The sequence below is a fragment of the Sphingobium sp. R-21 genome, assembly GCF_049913335.1.
GTDB lineage: Bacteria > Pseudomonadota > Alphaproteobacteria > Sphingomonadales > Sphingomonadaceae > Sphingobium.
Map to the genome: position 1 here is coordinate 1,153,041 of NZ_CP184374.1, position 19,060 is coordinate 1,172,100.

At 62.8% G+C, this 19,060-nt stretch carries 16 protein-coding genes and 1 tRNA gene; 14 read left to right on the plus strand and 3 right to left on the minus strand.

The features are described from left to right. The first annotated feature begins 26 nt into the window (after positions 1-26). Positions 27-1,304 carry an ammonium transporter gene (locus ACN9MX_RS05400; protein WP_426387304.1) on the plus strand — a complete coding sequence of 426 codons (1,278 nt, stop codon included), beginning with the start codon at positions 27-29 and terminating at the stop codon, positions 1,302-1,304. Next, a complete protein-coding gene (locus ACN9MX_RS05405; RefSeq protein WP_426387305.1) occupies positions 1,301-2,155 on the plus strand; it encodes a glycosyltransferase in 855 nt (284 codons plus the stop codon). Before ACN9MX_RS05400 ends, ACN9MX_RS05405 begins: the two co-directional genes overlap by 4 nt. A 126-nt stretch (positions 2,156-2,281) precedes the next feature. Here ACN9MX_RS05405 and ACN9MX_RS05410 read toward each other — a convergent pair whose 3' ends face one another. Next, positions 2,282-3,613 carry an MFS transporter gene (locus ACN9MX_RS05410; RefSeq protein WP_133652197.1) on the minus strand — a complete coding sequence of 444 codons (1,332 nt, stop codon included), beginning with the start codon at positions 3,611-3,613 and terminating at the stop codon, positions 2,282-2,284. A 188-nt stretch (positions 3,614-3,801) separates the two neighbouring features. On the opposite strand from ACN9MX_RS05410, the gene cyoA reads away from it, so the two are divergent. From cyoA to ACN9MX_RS05445, 7 genes are read left to right on the plus strand one after another with little or no spacing between them, the layout of a single operon-like run. Then, positions 3,802-4,935, plus strand: a complete 1,134-nt coding sequence (gene cyoA / locus ACN9MX_RS05415; protein WP_426387306.1) for a ubiquinol oxidase subunit II — start codon at positions 3,802-3,804, stop codon at positions 4,933-4,935. A 5-nt stretch (positions 4,936-4,940) separates the two neighbouring features. Next, a complete protein-coding gene (gene cyoB / locus ACN9MX_RS05420) occupies positions 4,941-6,944 on the plus strand; it encodes a cytochrome o ubiquinol oxidase subunit I (protein ID WP_426387307.1) in 2,004 nt (667 codons plus the stop codon). A 5-nt stretch (positions 6,945-6,949) separates the two neighbouring features. After that, the gene (gene cyoC, locus ACN9MX_RS05425; protein WP_426387308.1) at positions 6,950-7,573 is read left to right on the plus strand and encodes a cytochrome o ubiquinol oxidase subunit III; all 624 of its coding nucleotides are present in this window, start codon (positions 6,950-6,952) and stop codon (positions 7,571-7,573) included. Next, complete coding sequence (cyoD, locus tag ACN9MX_RS05430) at positions 7,570-8,007, plus strand: cytochrome o ubiquinol oxidase subunit IV (RefSeq protein ID WP_363754781.1); 438 nt, start codon at positions 7,570-7,572, stop codon at positions 8,005-8,007. Before cyoC ends, cyoD begins: the two co-directional genes overlap by 4 nt. Continuing rightward, the gene (locus ACN9MX_RS05435) at positions 8,004-8,729 is read left to right on the plus strand and encodes an SURF1 family protein (protein WP_426387309.1); all 726 of its coding nucleotides are present in this window, start codon (positions 8,004-8,006) and stop codon (positions 8,727-8,729) included. Before cyoD ends, ACN9MX_RS05435 begins: the two co-directional genes overlap by 4 nt. Continuing rightward, on the plus strand, positions 8,726-10,048 hold the full coding sequence (locus ACN9MX_RS05440) for an ATP-binding protein (RefSeq protein ID WP_363826196.1): 1,323 nt from the start codon (positions 8,726-8,728) through the stop codon (positions 10,046-10,048). The genes ACN9MX_RS05435 and ACN9MX_RS05440 overlap by 4 nt, the downstream gene beginning before the upstream one ends. Continuing rightward, complete coding sequence (locus ACN9MX_RS05445; protein WP_133652204.1) at positions 10,045-10,575, plus strand: response regulator transcription factor; 531 nt, start codon at positions 10,045-10,047, stop codon at positions 10,573-10,575. Before ACN9MX_RS05440 ends, ACN9MX_RS05445 begins: the two co-directional genes overlap by 4 nt. Positions 10,576-10,659: 84 nt before the next feature. Here the strand turns inward: ACN9MX_RS05445 and ACN9MX_RS05450 are convergent, their stop codons facing one another. Both ACN9MX_RS05450 and ACN9MX_RS05455 read right to left on the minus strand, forming a co-directional pair. Continuing rightward, positions 10,660-11,994 carry a DEAD/DEAH box helicase gene (locus ACN9MX_RS05450; protein WP_363826199.1) on the minus strand — a complete coding sequence of 445 codons (1,335 nt, stop codon included), beginning with the start codon at positions 11,992-11,994 and terminating at the stop codon, positions 10,660-10,662. Positions 11,995-12,104: 110 nt separating this feature from the next. Continuing rightward, entirely contained in the window at positions 12,105-12,539 is a 435-nt protein-coding gene (locus tag ACN9MX_RS05455; RefSeq protein WP_426387310.1) for a hypothetical protein, read from the minus strand. A gap of 78 nt (positions 12,540-12,617) precedes the next feature. On the opposite strand from ACN9MX_RS05455, the gene ACN9MX_RS05460 reads away from it, so the two are divergent. The 5 genes from ACN9MX_RS05460 to ACN9MX_RS05480 all read left to right on the plus strand — a co-directional run bounded on the left by ACN9MX_RS05460 (position 12,618) and on the right by ACN9MX_RS05480 (position 19,044). Continuing rightward, complete coding sequence (locus tag ACN9MX_RS05460) at positions 12,618-14,057, plus strand: FAD-binding oxidoreductase (RefSeq protein WP_426387311.1); 1,440 nt, start codon at positions 12,618-12,620, stop codon at positions 14,055-14,057. A gap of 139 nt (positions 14,058-14,196) precedes the next feature. Further along, the gene (locus ACN9MX_RS05465) at positions 14,197-14,985 is read left to right on the plus strand and encodes a SapC family protein (protein ID WP_363754793.1); all 789 of its coding nucleotides are present in this window, start codon (positions 14,197-14,199) and stop codon (positions 14,983-14,985) included. A 290-nt stretch (positions 14,986-15,275) separates the two neighbouring features. After that, a tRNA-Glu gene (locus ACN9MX_RS05470) sits at positions 15,276-15,350 on the plus strand. 146 nt (positions 15,351-15,496) lie between these two features. Next, positions 15,497-15,856, plus strand: coding sequence for an Arm DNA-binding domain-containing protein (locus ACN9MX_RS05475; RefSeq protein WP_426387312.1), 360 nt, complete (start codon positions 15,497-15,499; stop codon positions 15,854-15,856). A 323-nt stretch (positions 15,857-16,179) separates the two neighbouring features. Beyond that, entirely contained in the window at positions 16,180-19,044 is a 2,865-nt protein-coding gene (locus ACN9MX_RS05480; RefSeq protein WP_426387313.1) for a TIM-barrel domain-containing protein, read from the plus strand. The last annotated feature ends 16 nt before the right edge of the window (positions 19,045-19,060 follow it).

Sequence of the window (19,060 nt, forward strand, 5' to 3'; positions counted from 1 at the left end):
CAGGATATGGACCGCCGGATTTCCTTATGCATCGCCTGCCCGCCATTACCCTGTTCCTGATCATGGTGACGCCCCAGCCCGCTTTTGCGCAAGTCGCCGTGGCGGACAGCGGCGATACGGCCTGGATGATGCTGTGCGCCCTGCTGGTGCTGCTGGCGGCACTGCCGGGATTGGCGCTGCGCCATGCGGGGCTGGCTCCCATGCGTAGCGCCCTGACGACAGGCGTGCAGGGATTGGTGGTTGCCGCCAGCGTTTCGCTGCTGTGGGCGCTTGTCGGCTACAGCCTGGCCTATGCGCCGGGCAGCGGATGGCTGGGCGGAAGGGCGCATCTGTTGCTGGCCAATCTGGGTGCGCTCCGCGACGGGTTGACCGTGCCGGAATCGACTTTCGTGCTGTTCCAGATGGCGCTGGCGATGCTTGCCGCAGGCCTGCTACCCGGCGCGGTGGCCGGGCGGGTGCGGCTGGGATGGATGGCAATGTTCACGCTGCTGTGGCTGTTGCTGGTCTATGCGCCGGTGGTGCACTGGGTCTGGGGCGGCGGGTGGCTCGCCAATCTGGGCGTCATGGATTTCGCTGGTGCGCTCGTCGTTCATCTGACCGCCGGATTTTCCGCGCTGGCGCTGGCGCTCGTCGTCGGCAAACGGCGCGCCCCCTCTTCGGGACATGCCCCGGTGCTGGGCATTTCAGGCGGCCTGCTGTTGTGGATCGGCTGGGCCGGCATATTGGGCGGATGGTCGTTCGGCGCGACGGACAATGCGGCGACGGCTGTTTTGAACGGCCATTTCGCCGCTTGCGCGGGCCTCTTCGGATGGATGCTGGTAGAACGGATCGACAAGGGACGCGTCACCGCCAATGGGCTGGTTTCGGGCCTGTTGGCAGGGCTGGTGGCGATCTCCGCCTGCGCTCCCCTGGTCGGGCCGGGCGGGGCAATGGCGATCGGGATGATCGCCGCCATCATCTGCCGTCTGGCCAAGGCCTTGCTGGGCCGGCACATCGACGATGCGGCCGACATTTTCGTGATCCACGGACTGGGCGGGCTGACGGGCGTGCTGCTGCTGCTCTTCTTCGTGCTGCCCGCTTTGGGCGGAGTCGGTTTCGCAACGGGCATCAGCCTTGGCGGCGCCTTCGTGGCTCAGTCGATCGGCATCTTGGCGGTGGCGCTTTGGGCAATGGCGGGCACGGCGATCATTGCACTGATGCTGTCTGTGGTCAGTCCCGCCCGGATCAGCGCGCGCGAAGAGGCGGAGGGGCTGGACGTCACCCGGCATGGCCAGCCAAGCTGGGATTTCCGCCAGGAATCATGAACGTCGCGGTCGGCATCTTCGCGCATCAGGAGGAACGGCGGATTGGGCTCTGCCTCGCTTCCCTGCCGCTCGATCGGGCGGACACCGTGTTCCATGTTCTGGTGAACGGGTCGAGCGATCATACTGCGGCGCGAGCGCGGGAAGCATCCGGCGGACGGGCCCATGTCATCGTTCACGATCTGGCGGCTGGGGGCAAGGCAAGAACCTGGAACCATTTCGTCCATCACCTGCTGGGCGGCGGAGAGGATGCGGTCATCTTCATGGACGGCGATGCGGAGATCGAGGCCGGATCGATCGACGCGCTGGTGTCCGATCTCGCCGCGCAGCCTGAGGCGAATGCGGCCGCTGGAATGCCGATGAACGGGCGTTCCGCACAATCCTATCGCCAGCGGTTGCGCGAGGAACGGGGATTGTTCGGCGATCTCTACGCCCTGTCGGGGCGTTTCGTCGCGGCGATCCGTTCGACGCGGCTGCGGCTGCCCGAGGACCTGATCGGCGACGACGGTCTGGTGGCGGCATGGGCACACACCAATCTGGGATATGATGCCGATTGGCGGCGGGAGCGCATCCTGGCCTGCGAGGAGGCGGGTTTCCGCTGCGAGCCTGTCAGCCTGATGAGGCCTTCCACCCTGCGCATGCAATATCGACGGATGATCAATTATTCGGTTCGTTTTTATCAGAACCGGATCGTTTCGGACATCATGGCCCGCGAAGGCGTTTCGGGACTGCCGGGGCGTATGGACAGCCTATATGCCCAATGGTTGCCGCAGTTCCGGCCCCGCTCCCTTCCGACAGGCTGGTTCGACCGGAAGGCGTTGGCGCGCATGCGGGATTCCGTCCGAAACATGTGAATGCGCGCCGATGGAAATGTCGGCGCCCTTGAACAGGACCGCTGCCTCTGCGCAATTCCGGCGAATATGAAAAGGGCCAGAGAAAGCTTCCTTTCCTGGCCCCTTTTCATGGATGGCGTCGCCGTCTTAGCGATCGCGCCCCGCCAGTTCCTTATTGATGTAAAGGGCTACCATCGTCGCCACCGCGCCGGACAGCAGGTAGATGCCCGATGCGGCCAGCCCGAATTTCACCGATAGCAGCAAGGCCACCAAAGGCGCGAAACCGGCGCCGACCAGCCAGGCCAGGTCGGACGTCAGCGCCGATCCGGTATAGCGCGCCTCCGTTGCGAAATTGGACGCGACCACGCCGGACGACTGGCCGAAAGCGAGGCCGAGCAGCATGAAGCCCAGGATCATGAAGGCTACCTCACCCAGGTCGCCGCCGTTCAGCAGCAGCGGCGCCATGACGCTGAAGATCGCGATCCCAAGCGCCGACCATGCCAGCAGCGAGCGGCGGCCGATCTGGTCGGCGATGAAGCCGGACACGACGATCGCCAGCAAGCCCACGGACGCGCCAATCATCTCGATGATCAGGAACCGTTCCAGCGGCTGGTTGGTGAAGAGCGCGACCCAGCTCAACGGGAACACCGTCACCATGTGGAAAAGGGCGAAACTGGCCAGCGGAGCGAAGGCGCCGATGATGATGTTGCGCCCTTCCGCCTTGACAGTCGGCAGGATTTCGGACGGTTGAAGGTCCTTCTGCTCGAACAGGCGCTCGAATTCATGCGTCACCACGATGCGCAGCCGGGCGAACAGCGCGACGACATTGATGGCAAAGGCGACGAAGAAAGGATAGCGCCAGCCCCAGTCAAGGAAGTCCGCGCGCGTCAGGGTAAGCAGGAAGAAGGCGAACAGCCCGCTCGCCACCAGCAAGGCCAGCGGCGCACCGAGTTGGGGCACCATCGCGTACCAGCCGCGCTGATGCTGCGGCGCGTTCAGCGACAGCAGCGAAGCCAGACCATCCCAGGTGCCGCCAAGCGCAATGCCCTGTGCGGCTCGCAAGATGATCAGCACTAACGCAGCATAATGGCCAATGGTCGCATAACCGGGCATGAACGCGATGGACGCGGTCGAACCGCCGAGCAGGAACAGCGCGACGGTCAGCTTCGTTCCACGGCCGTAGCGACGATCGATCGCCATGAAGATCAGCGAACCGATCGGCCGCGTGATGAAGGCGACGGCAAAGATCGCGAAGGAATAGAGGGTGCCGGTCAGGGCATCCACATAGGGGAACACCAGGCTCGGAAACACGATGACCGAGGCGATGGCGTAAACGAAGAAATCGAAAAATTCGGAGGTGCGACCAATGATCACACCAATGGAAATATCACCCGGCGCGATCTTGTGGTCCCGCGCATTGATCAGGCGCGCATCATCCTCCAGCGATCGGGAGGTGAAGGTCATGGCCTGTGAACTCATCGGCATCCGCTCCTTGGCTAAGCCACCGGAACCATCTTTTGTTCTGCCGGCGGCTACGGATAGCCAACATAGCAGAAAACCCACGGAATCTAAGCAGTATCCCATGCTTCAAGCATTTTTTGCATCTGCGCACTATGGGACAAATTGCCCACTGTTCGACTCCTTGCGGAAACGATAGGCGCCCGATCATGCCAAACCCCCTCTCCCTTGATCGGGCCTGGATTTTCCGTTGGTCCGCTCCGATTCTGGCGCTGCCGCTCACGGGCTGCAACTGGGTCGTGATGAACCCGTCGGGCGATATTGCGGTGCAGCAGCGCGATCTGATCCTGATTTCGACCGCGCTGATGCTGCTGATCGTCGTCCCTGTCATGGCGCTGGTCGTCTTCTTCGCTTGGCGCTACCGCGCAGCGAACCAGGCGGCGGACAAGGATTATGATCCGGATTGGGACCATTCCACCAAGCTGGAACTGCTGATCTGGTCGGCGCCCCTGCTGATCATCATCTGCCTGGGCGCGTTGACCTGGGTCAGCACGCACAAGCTCGACCCCTATCGGCCGCTGGAGCGCATCGACGCCAGGACCGCGATCGATCCCAAGGTGAAGCCGCTGACGGTCGAGGTCGTCGCGCTCGATTGGAAATGGCTGTTCATCTACCCCGAACTAGGCATCGCCACGGTCAACGAGCTGGCGCTGCCCGTGAATGTCCCGGTGCGGTTCGACATCACCGCCTCCACCGTGATGAACAGCTTCTACGTGCCTGAACTCGCGGGCCAGATCTATGCCATGCCCGGCATGAAGACGCAGTTGCACGCGGTTGCAAACCGTCCGGTGGCGGGCACCGGCATATCCGCCAACTATTCGGGCGCCGGTTTCACCCACATGCGCTTCGCCTACAGGGCGCTGGACAGGGCCGCATTCGACGCCTGGGCCGCCAGGGTAAAGGCAAGCCGTGCCAGCCTTGACCGCAACGTCTATCTGACCCTGGCCAAGCCCAGCGAGAAGGCGCCGGTCGCCTATTTCTCGGCCGTCGATCCCAAGCTGTTCGACGCCGTGGTCAATCTTTGCCCGCGCCCCGGCCAGCGCTGCATGAGCGAGTTGATGCACGTCAACATGATGGGCGGCGCAGGCAAGGAATCGGCGCGCGACACGAACGGCCTGCGCTACGACTTTCCCGACAGCCATGTGATCGAACAGTCGGACCAGAACAGGGGGCAGGAGACGGCTCCCGACGCTCCGGCCGCCGACGGCGCAAAGGGCGCCTCTCGGATTCCGGGCGATCACTCTTCCCACAGCGGCGCTGATGCGCACGCGCAGCATCGGTAAGGCCCATGACTGGCACAATGACAACAGCACAGATGATCTTCGGTCGTCTGACATGGGACAGCTTCCCATGGCATGAGCCCATCGTCGTCGCGACTTTCGTCGCGGTGGTGCTGGGCGGCGCGGCGCTGATCGCGGCGCTCACCTATTTCAGGCTCTGGGGCTATCTCTGGAAGGAATGGTTCACCAGCGTCGATCACAAGAAGATCGGCATCATGTACATGGTGCTGGGCCTCGTCATGTTCCTGCGCGGCTTTGCCGACGCGATCATGATGCGCATCCAGCAGGCATGGGCCTTCAATGGCTCCGAAGGCTATCTGAATGCCCATCACTACGACCAGGTGTTCACCGCCCACGGTGTGATCATGATCTTCTTCGTGGCGATGCCGTTCATCACCGGCCTCATGAACTATATCGTCCCGCTTCAGATCGGCGCGCGCGACGTCAGCTTCCCCTTCCTCAACAATTTTTCCTTCTGGATGACGACAGGCGGCGCGGTGCTGGTCATGATGTCGCTGTTCCTGGGCGAATTCGCGCAGACCGGTTGGCTTGCCTATCCGCCGCTGTCGGGCATCGCATACAGCCCGGCGACGGGCGTCGACTATTATATCTGGGCGCTGCAGGTGGCGGGCGTCGGCACGACATTATCGGGCATCAACCTGATCGCGACCATCGTCAAGATGCGCGCGCCGGGCATGTCGCTGATGAAGATGCCGGTGTTCACCTGGACCTCGCTCTGCGCCAACGTCCTGATCGTCGCCTCCTTCCCGATCCTGACCGCCACGCTCGTCCTGCTATCGCTGGACCGCTATGCCGGCACCGCCTTCTTCACCAATGATTTTGGCGGCAATCCGATGATGTACGTCAACCTCATCTGGATCTGGGGCCATCCGGAAGTCTACATCCTCATCCTGCCGCTGTTCGGCGTCTTCTCCGAAGTGGTCTCGACCTTCTGCGGCAAGCGGCTCTTCGGCTACACCTCCATGGTCTATGCGACCTGCACCATCATGGTGCTGTCCTATCTGGTGTGGCTGCACCACTTCTTCACCATGGGTTCGGGCGCCAGCGTCAACAGCTTCTTCGGCATCACGACGATGATCATCTCGATCCCGACGGGCGCCAAGCTGTTCAACTGGCTGTTCACCATGTATCGCGGCAAGATCCGTTTCGAACTGCCGATGATGTGGGCCGTCGCATTCATGCTGACCTTCACGGTCGGCGGCATGACCGGCGTGTTGCTGGCGGTCCCACCTGCGGACTTCGTGCTCCACAACTCGCTGTTCCTGATCGCGCATTTCCACAATGTGATCATCGGCGGCGTGTTGTTCGGCCTGTTCGCGGCGATCAACTACTGGTGGCCCAAGGCCTTCGGGTTCAAGTTGAACGTCTTCTGGGGCAAGGTCAGCTTCTGGTGCTGGAACATCGGCTTCTGGCTGGCTTTCGGCCCGCTTTACGTGCTGGGCCTGATGGGCGTCACGCGCCGTCTGCGCGTGCTGGACGACCCCTCGCTGCAGCCCTGGTTCGTCATCGCCGCGATCGGCGCCGGCATCATCGCGATGGGCATCGGCGCCATGCTGATCCAGTTCGCCGTGTCCATCTGGAAACGCGAGGAGCTTCGCGATCCGACCGGCGATCCCTGGGACGGCCGTACCCTTGAATGGGCGACCAGCTCACCCCCGCCAGAGTATAATTTCGCCTTCACGCCTATCGTGTATGACGGCGACACCTGGGCGGACATGAAGAAGAACGGCTATCAGCGCCCGCTGAGCGGCTACAAGCCGATCCACATGCCGAGCAGCACGGGTGCAGGCGTGATCCTGGCCGGGCTGGCGACGCTGTGCGGCTTCGCCCTCATCTGGTACATCTGGTGGCTCGCGGCACTGAGTTTCATCGGGATCGTCGCGGTCGCCATCGGCCACACCTTCAACTACAAGCGCGACTTCTACATCCCGGCGGAGGATGTGACGCGCACCGAGGAAGAGCGCACGCAAATCCTCGCGGCGGGAGTCTGACACGCATGAGCAGCGCCACTGCAACGATGGAACCACGGGCCTATCACCTGCCTGAGGAACCGCTCCTCCATGAAGGCCACAGCACCATGCTGGGCTTCTGGATGTATCTGATGAGCGACTGTCTCATCTTCGCCATCCTCTTCGCCACCTATGCGGTGCTGGGCGGCAGCTTTGCCGGCGGACCGGGACCAAAGGACCTGTTCGACCTTCCGCTCGTCGCGCTCAACACCGCTATGCTGCTCTTTTCCTCGATCACCTACGGCTTTGCCATGCTGGCCATGGAGAAGAACCGGGTCAGCGCGACGCAGGGCTGGCTGTTCGTCACGCTGCTGTTCGGCGGGGCGTTCCTGTTCATCGAACTCTACGAATTCTCGCACCTCATCCATGAGGGCGCGGGGCCGTGGCGTTCGGCGTTCCTGTCCTCCTTCTTCACGCTGGTCGGCACCCACGGCCTGCACGTCACCTTCGGTTCGGTCTGGCTGATCACGCTGATGGTGCAGGTCGCGAGGAAGGGCCTGATCCCGGCCAACAAGCGGCGGCTGATGTGCCTGTCGATGTTCTGGCACTTTCTCGACGTCATCTGGATCGGCGTCTTCACCTTTGTCTATTTGATGGGAGTGCTCCGGTGAACGACGCCGTCCATCCGCACGGTGGCCATGACCACCATCATGACGATCATCATGACGCCCATTCGCACGGCAGCTTCGGCAGCTACATGATCGGGTTCGGCCTGTCGGTGATCCTGACGGCCATTCCATTCTGGCTGGTGATGAGCGGCGCGCTGCACGATCCGCAACTGACCGGCATCGTCATCATGGGCTTCGCCGCGGTACAGGTCGTCGTCCACATGATCTACTTCCTGCACATGAACACCCGCGTCGAAGGGGGCTGGTCGTTCATGGCCATGATGTTGACCGTGGTGCTGGTCGTCATCGTCCTGTCGGGATCCTTGTGGGTCATGTATCATCTGAACGCGAACATGATGCCACATGCGCAGATGGAGATGGACATGGGTCCGACCCAGGAAATGCGCGTCATGCAGAATATGAGCGAGATGCCGTGACAACGGCCCAAGACGGGGAGCGCTCCAGGCGCTCCCCGGCCTTTCTGATCGGCCTGACGCTGATCGCCCTTTTCTTTTTTGCAGGATTTTGTGCCCTCGGCGCCTGGCAGGTTCAGCGCCTCGCCTGGAAACGCGACCTGATCACCCGTGTCGACGCGCGCATTCATGCCCCCGCCATCCCCGCTCCCCGCACGACCGCAAGGGTCGACGAATATCGCCGGGTACGGATTTCCGGCCACTTCATGCACGACAGCGTTGCCCTGGTGCAGGCCGTCACGGTGCGGGGGGCGGGTTTCTGGGTGCTGACGCCGCTCGTCACCGATGAGGGGTTCACGGTCATCATCAATCGTGGATTCGTGCCGCCCGACCGCCGACGCGACTATATGCGTCCTTCGGGAGAAGTGACGGTTTCCGGCCTGCTGCGGCTCAGCGAGCCGGGCGGCGGTTTCCTGCGCTCCAACGACCCGGCAAGCGACCGCTGGTTTTCCCGCGACGTCGCGGCCATTGCTGCGGCACGCGGGATCAGGGGACCATTGGCCAATTATTTCATCGACGCCGATGCCGCCGCCGATCCCGACGCCTTCCCTGTCGGCGGCCTGACCGTCGTCGCATTTCCGAACAATCATCTGCAATATGCGATCACATGGTTCGCGCTGGCGGCGATGGTCGCGGGCGGGTACATCTTCGTTATGCGCCAGGAGCGAAAAGACCGTCGGGAATGAACCGGAACCTGCCGATCAGCACCCTCTGGCAGCCCAGCCAGTGGCCCGCCCACGCGGCGGGTCGCAAGAATCTGGCGCTGCTGGTGCAATTGCGATGGCTGGCTATTGCGGGGCAGTTGATCACCATCCTCGCCGTGCATTTTGTCATGGACATCCGCCTGCCGATCGCACCGATGCTGCTGATCGCCGGCATGGCGATATTGATGAATGGCCTCAGTTTCGGCGCGCTGCGCAAGCGGACGGACGTTTCCCACGCAGAACTGTTCCTGTCGCTGCTGTTCGACGTGCTGCTGCTGACGGCGCAGCTCTATCTTTCGGGGGGGGCGACCAACCCGTTCATCTCGCTTTATCTGGTGCAGGTAGCACTGGGCGCGGTGCTGCTGGACCGCTGGAGCATCTGGGGCATCGTCTTCGTATCGGCACTATGCGCGGGGCTGCTGGCGCTGCACTATCGGCCGCTTGACCTGCACGGCGCGCTGGAAGGGCATTTGTTCGACCTGCATATCGTCGGCACCTGGGTCTGTTTGACCATGATCGCGGTGCTGCTGGTGCTCTTCGTGCTGCCGGTAACCCGCAATCTCCAGGCGCGGGACGCCTATCTCGCCAGGCTGAGGCAACAGGCGGCGGAGGAGGAGCATATCGTTCGCATGGGCCTGCTTGCATCCGGCGCGGCGCATGAGCTGGGCACCCCCCTCTCCCAGCTTGCGGTCGTGCTGGGCGACTGGAAGCATATGCCGGAGATCACGGTCCATCCCTCGCTGATCGAAGAGGTCGAGGAAATGCAGGCGGCGGTCCAGCGCTGCAAGGAAATCGTTACGGGCATACTCCTTTCCTCGGGCGAGGCGCGGGGTGAGGCGCCGGCGGTGACCAATGTGCCCGATTTCATCGAAGGCATCGCCACGGAATGGCGCAGGGCCAATCCCGGCATGCCCCTGCGCTGCGATTTCGGACCGCATGACTATCCGCGGATCATCGCTGATCCGGTCATCCGCCAGGCCATCGGCAACCTGCTTGACAATGCGCGGGAAGCCGGGGCGAGCTATATCGACCTGCTGATCGGACGGGACAGCAGCTCGCTCAATATCGCGGTGCGCGACAATGGCGGCGGCTTTTCCGATGCCATGCTGGAAGATTTCGGCAAGCCCTATCGGTCGAGCAAGGGCAAGCAGGGCCATGGCCTGGGCCTCTTCCTTGTGGTCAATGTCGTGCGCAAGCTCGGCGGAAGCGTCAGCGCGAGCAACGGCGCGGATGGCGGAGCGCTCATCCTGCTACGGCTGCCGCTGGGCACAGTGGCGCTGGAGGAGGAGACGGCACCATGACGGATCGCCTGCTGGTGATTGTCGAAGATGATGCGGCGTTCGCCAAGACTCTGAAACGTTCCTTCGAACGGCGGGGCTATGGCGTGCTGACGGCGGACAGCCATGCGGCGCTGGAAACGATATTGGCTGGCAGCAGACCTGGCTTCGCGGTGGTTGACCTGAAGCTGGGCGCGGAGTCCGGCCTCCTATGCGTGCAAACATTGCATGCCCATGATCCGGCGATGGTGATTGTTGTACTGACCGGCTTTGCCAGCATCGCGACGGCGGTAGAGGCGATCAAGCTGGGCGCGTCCAACTATCTCGCCAAACCCTCCAACACCGACGATATAGAGGCCGCCTTCGCCCGCTCTGCCGGCGATCCATCCACACCGCTGGCGCCGCGCCCGACATCGATCAAGACGCTGGAATGGGAACATATCCACGAAGTCTTGAAGGACAGCGACTTCAATATCTCCGAAGCGGCAAGGCGCCTGGGTATGCATCGGCGAACGCTGGCAAGGAAGCTGGCGAAACGCCAAGTGGGTTAAAGGGGCCTGCTAAAATACCCGTCGATGGGCCGAGATCCGCAGATGAAAGCAGTATGCAGTTCGAGCCAGCCCGCAATGGCGCCCTTAAATGCCGAATCCCACTGAAAGAAATTCCGGGACCGGTCCGTTCCAGCCCTCGTCGGGGCCATCGTCCACGGGTTCGGGCCGCCGCGGCCGGGCGCCATTATCGACAGACCTTGCGGCACGCGGTTCCTCCCGACGGTCGTCGCGGCGCTTGTCTGGCCTGCGATCCTTTTCGGGACGGCGCGGCTCTTCCTTCGCCTTTGCGGCAGGAGCAGCGGCGGCAGGCGCGTCGATCGTCTCAATCTTCTGCTTGATCAGCTTCTGGATGTTGTCGATCGCCTCTGCATCATCCGACGTCACGAAGGTGTAGGCGACGCCCTTCGCCCCCGCACGCCCGGTGCGCCCGATGCGGTGGACATAATCGTCCGGATGCCAGGGCGCATCGAAGTTGAACACATGGCTCACGCCCTTGATGTCCAGCCCGCGGGCCGCCACGTCCGACGCCACCAGGATATTGACCGTCCCGGCCCGGAATCGCTCCAGTTCAGCGATGCGTGCCGACTGGTCGATGTCGCCATGGATCTCGCCCGATTTGTAGCCGTGGCGCTGAAGGCTCTTATTGAGTTCCCGCACCGTCGTCTTCCGGTTGCAGAAGATCACCGCGCTCAGCACGTCCTCTGCATCCAGCATCGCGCGCAGGGCCTCGCGCTTCTTGCGCGAATCCACCTTCACCAGCCGCTGGGTGATGTTGGTGGAGGCGGTGGCGGGCCGCGCCACCTCAATCGACTTGGGATTGCTGAGGAAGCGATCGGCCAGCTTCTTGATCGGCGCCGGCATTGTCGCGGAAAACAGCAGCGTCTGCCGCTGCGCCGGCAGCTTGGTACAGATTTCCTCGATATCGGGAATGAAGCCCATGTCGAGCATCCGGTCGGCTTCGTCGATCACCAGCATGCTGCAACCGTTGAGCAGGATCTTGCCGCGCTGGAACAGGTCCATCAGGCGGCCGGGCGTCGCGATCAGGACATCCACGCCCTTTTCCAGCGCCTTGACCTGGTCCCCCATCTGCACGCCGCCGATCAGCAGCGCCATGGAGAGCTTGTGATATTTGCCGTATTTCTCGAAATTCTCCGCCACCTGTGCCGCGAGTTCCCGCGTCGGCTCCAGGATCAACGATCGCGGCATCAGCGCCCGGGCACGACCATGGGCAAGGATGTCGATCATCGGCAGCACGAAACTGGCCGTCTTGCCCGTCCCCGTCTGCGCGATGCCGATGATGTCCTTCATCATCAGCACGGGAGGGATCGCTTGGGCCTGGATGGGCGTGGGCGTGTCATATCCGGCCTCGATAACGGCCTTCAATAATTCGTCGGAAAGGCCGAGATCGGCAAAGGTCATTCAGGGGTCCGGGACAGGAGGCTCTCCACCCGCGCGAAAAGCGCAGGGGAAATCGGGCGCGCCTTGCGAAAATATCGGCCTCTTGTCAAGAAAATCGCGAAGATATGGCGTTAATCGTCGGGATCGGCCTGCTCCAGCCGGCGGAAACTGTCGATCGCGCAACTCGCCCCGCTACGCGCCTGCAACTCGTCCCGTCCGGAACAGAGCGAGCCGTCCTCATCGGGCTCGACATAGAAGCCGGAATAGAAACCCATGCTGTTGCACCCCCGCTCCAGCCTTGCGCGATAGCGGTGGTTGTCCGCCAGCAGGAGGTCTATGGCGTTGTCCATCAATATGCTTGCCGACCGAATCGAGCGCAGCGCGATGCACCGCGGCCCCTTCTTCTCCTTCCAGTCGTTCCTCGCCTGCGGCGCGGGACGAGCGGGCGCCCTGCCCCTCTTCGCCATCGGCACGCGGATGATGACGCGTTGCTCGATCGTCAGTTGCGCCCATTGCACGGGCTCGGCGGCCGGCGCCATCAACAGCAGCAGGACAGAATGAAACAAGTCGAACCCCTTTTGGGACGGAGACGCTATGTGCCAGAGGTTGAACCGCCGATGAATTCCAAGGCATAGGACGGTCCCATGATAGGACAAGATGTTATCGCGCAATTCACGACCCTGTTGGGGGAAAAGCGTGTCGTGACCGATGCGGACGATATCGCCCCGTGGCTCAGCGACTGGCGCGGTCGCTATCATGGCGCAGCGGCCGCCATTCTTCAGCCTGAAACGACACGGCAGGTCGCGGCCGCCGTCCAGCTTGCCGCCAATCTTTCCGTGCCCCTTGTCCCGCAAGGCGGCAACACTTCCATGGTGGGCGGCGCCACGCCTCCGCCAGACGGTTCCGCCCTGGTCCTGTCGCTGCGCCGGATGAACCATATCCGCAGCCTGTCCCCGCAAGACAATCTGGCTGTCTGCGAAGCGGGCGTCATCCTCTCGAACCTCCACGATGCCGCCGCCGCGGCTGGTCGCCGCTTTCCCCTGAGCCTTGGGGCCAAGGGTTCGGCCACGATCGGCGGCCTCATTTCCACCAACGCCGGCGGCACGCAGGTGCTGCGCCACGGCACCATGCGCGCTCTGGTGGAAGGATTGGAGGCTGTCCTGCCTGACGGCAGCATCTTCTATGGCCTGGACGCGCTCAAGAAGGACAATCGCGGCTATGACATCAAGCAATTGCTGATCGGCGCCGAGGGGACCCTGGGGATCATCACTGCCGCTTCGCTGCGCCTCGTGCCCGCGATCGCCGCGCGCGCCGTAGCCTGGATCGGAGTCCCCTCGCCCACTGACGCACTGGCTCTGCTCCGGCTTTGCGAAGCGCATCTGGGCGACAGCGTCGAGGGGTTCGAGGTGATTGCCGACGACGGACTGGGCCATGTCCTCTCGCACATTCCCGGCACCCGTTGCCCGATCGCGACGCGCACGCCCTGGCATGTATTGATCGAGATAGACCATGGCGATCTGCGTGATCCCGGCCCAGCCGAACGATTGGAAGGCGCTCTGGCCACCGCGCTGGAACAGGGCATTGCCGTCGATGCAGCGATTGCCGCCAATGAAGCGCAGGCGGACGCCTTCTGGCGTATTCGCGAATCGCTATCGGAATCGGAACGGGCGCAGGGACCGGCACTTCAATATGACATCAGCGTCCCGGTCGCCCGCATGCCCGCCTTCATGGTGGATGCGGCGGCGGCGGCGGAAAGGGCTTTTCCGGGCACGACAGCTTCCTCCTTCGGGCATCTGGGCGATGGCAACGTCCATTTCCACGTCCGCGCGCCAAGGGGCACGACCGACGGGCCGGCCTGGATCGCGGCTCAGGGGCTGGCGATCAACGCTTTCGTCCACGACGCGGTCGTCGCCGCGGGCGGCTCCATATCCGCCGAGCACGGCATCGGCCAGATGAAGCGCGCGGAACTGGGCCGCCTTGCCAGTCCCGCGCGCCTGCACGCGCTACGGGCGATCAAGGCTGCTTTCGACCCGCAGGGCATCATGAACCCGGACAAGCTGATCCCTCGACCGGACGAAGGCTGAAGACGCCTCCGCCAGAGCACGGGGCATCGACAAAGCGATTGCCTCCCACGCTCAACGGCTTTATCCCACTCGGCCCAGTATCAAGCTCGCGGCGCAAGGAAATATGCGCCGCTTTTTGTTGGAAATGGACTAGCACATCATGGCAAGCGCGCCCGCGAACGGTCTTCCCGTCTTCTACAACGACCTCATTCCGCTGAGCAGCGTCGATCACGTCGCCTGGCGCAGCCGCACGGTCGATTCGGCGCCGTTCCTGACGACGCAGCATGCCATCCCGCTGACTGTCGACGAATTTGTCGCCGCCCAACGCTTCGTGCCAATCATTTTTTCCGCCGGTGACGAGTCGATTCCACTGGCGCTGATGGGCCTCAGCGAAGGCGTCAACACCTTCCTCGACGACGAAGGCAAGCTGCGCGGACCGGCCTATGTGCCCGCTTATGTCCGCCGCTATCCCTGGATGCTGGCCAAGCTGCGCCCCGACAGCGACGAACTCTCGCTCTGCTTCGATCCGACGAGCGACGCGCTGGGCACATTCGAGGAGGGCCAGCCCCTGTTCGAAGACGGCAAGCCCAGCGAACTCACACAGGGCGTGCTGAAATTCTGCGAGGATTTCGAGCAAGCTGCGGCGCGCACCGGTCAGTTCATTAAGGACCTCAAGGATCTCGACCTGCTAATGGACGGCGAAGTCGCCATTCAGGTGCCCGGCAATGAGCAGCCCTTCGTTTATCGCGGTTTTCGCATGGTAAACGAGGAAAAGCTGCGCGACATGCGGGGCGACCAGCTTCGCAAGATCAGTCAGAACGGTATGTTGCCGCTGATCTATGCGCACCTCTTTTCGCTTCAGCTCATGCGTGAACTGTTCGAGGCGCAGGTCGCGCAGGGGAAGGGCCCGATTGCCGTGCCCTCCGCGCCGGAAGCAGCGAACGCTTAAGCAAATTACGCATTTGTGACAGATATTTAAGGAAAAAGGTTGCACGGTGCCACTTGAAACACCGCGCGACTTTCTCTATTTACTGAACATACGGCGCACCTGCCCCCCTTTCGGGTGTGTCGTATGGGCGCCTCCCCCTTTGGAGGCGTCTCCTCCCTGAACCTTGGCCACCCCGTGCGAATCGCATGGGGTGGTTTTTTATGTGCCGCAATAAGTCGTGCGAGTTTCCCTTGACGGCGTCGGCACGCGATCCTAAACGCGGCACCTCACTCGCTGCCTGAGCGGCTTGTGGCCCCTTCGTCTAGCGGTCAGGACGCGGCCCTCTCACGGCTGAAACACGGGTTCGATTCCCGTAGGGGTCACCATATTCCCTTCTCGGAAGGTGCCATTGCGTCTCGTAAATGGCTGTTTATGCGGGTTTTCTGTGACATACTCCGATCATACGGAGTAGCTGGATATCACCGCATACCAATAATCCGATGATACATTTGACGGTGTCCACCGCTCCTTGATGGGGAGACACCATCATAGCGCTTTCGGCGGTGCTATCAAAGCCGCCAAGGGGCGTGACAAGCTCACCGACGTCGACGGGTTGTTCCTCTATGTGACGCCCAAGGGTGGGCGCTACTGGCGGATGAACTACCGCTATCTCGGCAAGCAGAAGACCCTCGCCTTCGGCGTGTGGCCTGACACGGGGGCCCGCGATGCACGCGAACGACGCGACGCCGCCCGCAAGCTGCTGACGCGAGGCGAACGCCCGGCCGAGCGGGTCAAACTGGACCGGATCGCGGCGACGGTGGCGGCGTCCAACAACTTCAAGGCGGTCGCCTACGAATGGCTGGCCCACGCCGAACGAGGCCATTCGGGGTGAACTGACCTTAGCCGAGTTGGCGGCGAAGCAAGGCATTCACCACAGGATGATCGGGGCGTGGATACCCCCCGCCATGCGCATCCTTTAAGCCGTTCAGGGCGTGTTTGCGATCGCTTCGAACGCCTGGCCGAAAGAGACCGGATGTCCCGCGCCAGCCTATATTGATCGACGACGATATGGGGGAGATCGCGTGATGCTTGAATAACGTCTCGCGACGTGGCACAGGCGATCTACTCAGACAATTTCCGAGGGCGAGGATGAACATCATACCCTATTTCGGCCCTGCGGCCTTGGCGTTGACAGCGCTTCAAGCGGTGCCCGCCATGGCAGATACGCCCCGCAGCGGGCTTTCCGCGACCGGCCAGATTGCGGACTCCGTCGTTTCTGCCCAGCCGGGTTTTCGGTTCGTCCGACTGACGAACGGTGTGCAATATCAGCTCGACGGGACCGTGAAGACGGTCCTGTTCTATGCCCCCGACATTGTCCGCGTGAACGCCAGCCTGGGACATTCCTACTGGAACCAGCCCAGTCTCGTCGTACTCGGCCCGCCCGCAACAACAGGATTTTCGATCAAGGAAACTGCCGCCGCGCTGACGATGAGCGGCGAAAAGCTGCGCGTGATGATCGACAAGAGCGATGGCGCCATCAGCTTCTTCGATGCCTCCGGCAAACTGCTGACGCGGGAAAAGGCCGGCGCGCCGCAGTCAGTGAGCCCCAGGACCATTTCCGGCGCACCGACCTATGAAGTGGAGAACCGCTTCACGCTGAAGCCCGATGAGGCGATTTACGGGTTCGGTTTCACCGACGATGAACAGGTCAACCGGCGGGGCAAGGACTTGCTGCTGGTCCAGACCAATATCGGCATCATCATTCCGGTCATGATGTCGACAGAAGGCTATGGCGTTTTGTGGGACACCTATTCGCAGATGCGCTTTTCCGACGGTGCCGACGGCGCGAAGCTGTGGGCCGAGGACGCGCCAGGCGGCGTCGATTATTATCTGATGGCGGGCGGCAACATGGATGCGGTGGTCGGCGCCTATCGCCGCCTGACCGGGAAGGCTCCGATGTATCCCAAGCAGGCTTTCGGCCTGTTCATGTCGAAGGAACGCTATCCCACCCAGGACCGGCTGATCGAAGTGGCGCGCAACTTTCGACGCGAGGGGTTCCCGCTCGACTACATCGTCCAGGACTGGCAATATTGGGGCAGTGACAAGGATGGCAGCTGGTCGGGCATGATCTGGGATCGCGAGCGCTATCCCGATCCGCAGGCGATGACCAAGACGTTGCACGACCTCAACCTGAAGCTGATGATCTCCATCTGGCCATCGGTGGGCAACGACACCGCCCTGGCCCATGAACTCGACCAGTCGGGCCTGCGCTTCGCCCCGCTGCACTGGATATCCAAGAAGGCGCGGGTCTACGACGCCTACAGCGCCAAGGGCCGCGAGATCTATTTCAAATATGTGAAGTCGGGTCTGCTCGACAAGGGCGTGGATGCGCTGTGGATGGACGGCACCGAGGTCGAGGTGACATCGGCGATGTGGGATCCCCAGGAGAATGTGCGGGATATCAAGGCACTTGGCCGCAACGCGATGGGAGATTTTTCGCGCTACCTGAACCCCTACACATTGCTGACGACCGAGGGGGTGTATGACGGCCAGCGCGCGACGAGCAACAAGCGCGTGCTTACGCTGACCCGGTCCGCCTGGGCAGGCGCGCAACGGACGGGCGCCTCATCCTGGTCGGGCGACACGATCGCGAGCTGGGCAACGTTCAGGAAGCAGATCGCGGGCGGCGTCAACGTGACGGTTACCGGCAACCCTTACTGGACGCAGGATACCGGCGGCTTCTTCGTGGACGACTTTCCCGGCGGGGAGAATAATCCGGCCTATCGCGAACTGTTCGCCCGATGGTTCCAATATGCGGCGTTCAATCCGCTGATGCGGGTCCACGGCACCAGCATCGAGCGCGAGCCCTATATCTTCAAGGACAAGGATCCGGCGATGTATCAGTCGCTGCTGAACGCCGTCCATCTGCGATATCGACTGCTGCCCTACATCTACAGCCTGAGCGCGAAGGTCACCTACGACAGCTATACCCTGATGCGTCCGCTGCAGATGGATTTCGCCGCGGACAAGGCCACCTACGACATCAACGACAGCTTCATGTTCGGCTCGTCGATGCTTGTCCATCCGGTCAGCCGGCCAATGTACAATCTGGTGCAACCGCCGGCTGAAACCGTGCCGGCCACTGTCCTGCGCACGGCCGATGGCCGGCCGGGCCTTTCGGTGCAATATTTCCAGGGCCGCGATCTTGCCACGCCGGCGGGACCGAAGCTGGTCGACACGAAGATGGATTATAACTGGCCGGGACCGCCGCTGGCGGACATGCCGGCCGGGCTGAAATCGCTCAACGACTTTTCGGCGCGCTGGGAGGGGGAACTGATCGCCCCCGAAGAGGGCGAATATGAAATCGGCGTGGCGGGCGACGATGGCTACCGCCTGTTCCTGGACGGCGAGAAGGTCGTCGAGGACTGGAAGGAATCGGGCGCCCGCTATGCCTCGACCAGGCGCACGCTGCACAAGGGGCAGCGGGTGGCGGTGCGGATCGAATATTACCAGGCCGGCGGCGGCCGGAGCCTGCGCTTCGGCTGGCGCACGCCGACCGAGCTCAAGGCGCTTGCTGCGGCCACGCCGTCGCACGACCTGAAGATGACAACCTACCTGCCCCAGGGCGGGGATTGGTATGATTTCTGGAACAACCAGCGCCTGCAAGGTGGGCGGACCGTTGAACGGGACGCATCGCTGGACATTCTGCCGCTCTACGTCAGGGCCGGTTCGATCATCCCCATGGGTCCGGTCGTGCAATATGCCACGGAGAAACCCGACGCACCGCTGGAAATCCGGGTCTATCCCGGCGCCGACGGCACGTTCACGATATACGAAGACGACAATGAGACCTACGCCTATGAACGCGGCCAGTTCGCGCGCTATGCGCTGCGGTGGGACGATGCCCGACGCACGCTGTCGATCGGTGCGCGGCAGGGCAGCTTCCCGGGCATGGTCCGGCAGCGCCAGCTGAACGTCGTGGTCATCGGCAACGGGCATGGCGGCGGCATCGCCGCCGCTCCGGCAACGCGCTCGATCAGCTATGACGGCCGCGCCACGGTGCTGCGCTTCGACAACTGACAACTGATCCGTGTTT

Excerpts from the sequence above, each read along its gene's own strand:
- ACN9MX_RS05400 (WP_426387304.1), top strand. The coding sequence starts at position 27 with ATGCATCGCCTGCCCGCCATTACCCTGTTCCTGATCATGGTGACGCCC.
- ACN9MX_RS05405 (WP_426387305.1), top strand. The coding sequence starts at position 1,301 with ATGAACGTCGCGGTCGGCATCTTCGCGCATCAGGAGGAACGGCGGATT.
- ACN9MX_RS05410 (WP_133652197.1), bottom strand. The coding sequence starts at position 3,613 with ATGAGTTCACAGGCCATGACCTTCACCTCCCGATCGCTGGAGGATGAT.
- cyoA (WP_426387306.1), top strand. The coding sequence starts at position 3,802 with ATGCCAAACCCCCTCTCCCTTGATCGGGCCTGGATTTTCCGTTGGTCC.
- cyoB (WP_426387307.1), top strand. The coding sequence starts at position 4,941 with ATGACTGGCACAATGACAACAGCACAGATGATCTTCGGTCGTCTGACA.
- cyoC (WP_426387308.1), top strand. The coding sequence starts at position 6,950 with ATGAGCAGCGCCACTGCAACGATGGAACCACGGGCCTATCACCTGCCT.
- ACN9MX_RS05440 (WP_363826196.1), top strand. The coding sequence starts at position 8,726 with ATGAACCGGAACCTGCCGATCAGCACCCTCTGGCAGCCCAGCCAGTGG.
- ACN9MX_RS05445 (WP_133652204.1), top strand. The coding sequence starts at position 10,045 with ATGACGGATCGCCTGCTGGTGATTGTCGAAGATGATGCGGCGTTCGCC.
- ACN9MX_RS05450 (WP_363826199.1), bottom strand. The coding sequence starts at position 11,994 with ATGACCTTTGCCGATCTCGGCCTTTCCGACGAATTATTGAAGGCCGTT.
- ACN9MX_RS05460 (WP_426387311.1), top strand. The coding sequence starts at position 12,618 with ATGATAGGACAAGATGTTATCGCGCAATTCACGACCCTGTTGGGGGAA.
- ACN9MX_RS05465 (WP_363754793.1), top strand. The coding sequence starts at position 14,197 with ATGGCAAGCGCGCCCGCGAACGGTCTTCCCGTCTTCTACAACGACCTC.
- ACN9MX_RS05475 (WP_426387312.1), top strand. The coding sequence starts at position 15,497 with ATGGGGAGACACCATCATAGCGCTTTCGGCGGTGCTATCAAAGCCGCC.
- ACN9MX_RS05480 (WP_426387313.1), top strand. The coding sequence starts at position 16,180 with ATGGCAGATACGCCCCGCAGCGGGCTTTCCGCGACCGGCCAGATTGCG.